The organism is Oleiphilus sp. HI0079 (assembly GCF_001635105.1).
On record NZ_LWFT01001399.1, the window covers coordinates 1 to 804 of the forward strand.

Annotated in this window: 1 protein-coding gene; it reads right to left on the reverse strand. The window is 48.1% G+C overall.

Going from position 1 to position 804, the window contains the following annotated elements; translation table 11 throughout:
* Positions 1-263 precede the first annotated feature (263 nt).
* The gene (locus A3750_RS24160; RefSeq protein ID WP_068453573.1) at positions 264-731 is read right to left on the reverse strand and encodes a nuclear transport factor 2 family protein; all 468 of its coding nucleotides are present in this window, start codon (positions 729-731) and stop codon (positions 264-266) included.
* Between the last annotated feature and the right edge of the window lie 73 nt (positions 732-804).

The window sequence follows — 804 nt, forward strand, 5'->3', positions numbered from 1 at the left end:
ATGCGNACTGGGACGGCGACTTTGGTGCGCGTATGCCAGTAGGCTTAGAGCTCGACTTTGCCCCAAAATGGCAAGCATTTGGCGCGCTCATTCCTGATTTGGAAATCCATGACGACACAGATTTTGATATCGAAGCGGCAATCGGCATTCGTTATCAACTATAAAAACGCATAGAAATATGCAGAAGAAAAGGGGACGCAACAAAGCTTGCGTCCCCTTTTCTTCTGCTTCCTACATGACTTTCTCCGCCAGAGCGCTCTGCTTCAGATCGAGCGTTTATAACGTTGTAAGTTTCTGCTAGCTGTCTTTCTCACTTTGTTTCGCAGTAAGCTCGACCACCCCATCAACTGCCCAGGCACACCGAGAGCCTGCTTGCTCCAACGCCAAAAATCAAACCGATCACGGTGGCGGTAAATCAGACCATCTTTAAACTCAAACGTCGCATCAACGATGTTGTGCACATCTCTATTCGTCATCGAGAAACGATACCGCGGCTCCCAGTGGGCACTGCCCTTTAGCTCATCACAGTGCACCTCAGAAAATTCTAAGCGGAATTCTTTTGCCTGAGCGCAGAGCATCTTCCACATCAGGCCAACATCTTCGCCTTGCAAGCAAAACACTTCATCTTCAAAGGCGGCATCAGGATGATAGCAAGCGGCCATAGCACCGCCATCACGTTTTTGAAAAGCCTGATAAAACTGATTAACTAACTGCTCGTTCGCGTTCGCCATAGAGGTTTATGCCTAGTGAATTAGTCGGCCCGGTATATTTGGGAAAACACCATTTCGATAGAGCGAATAATCA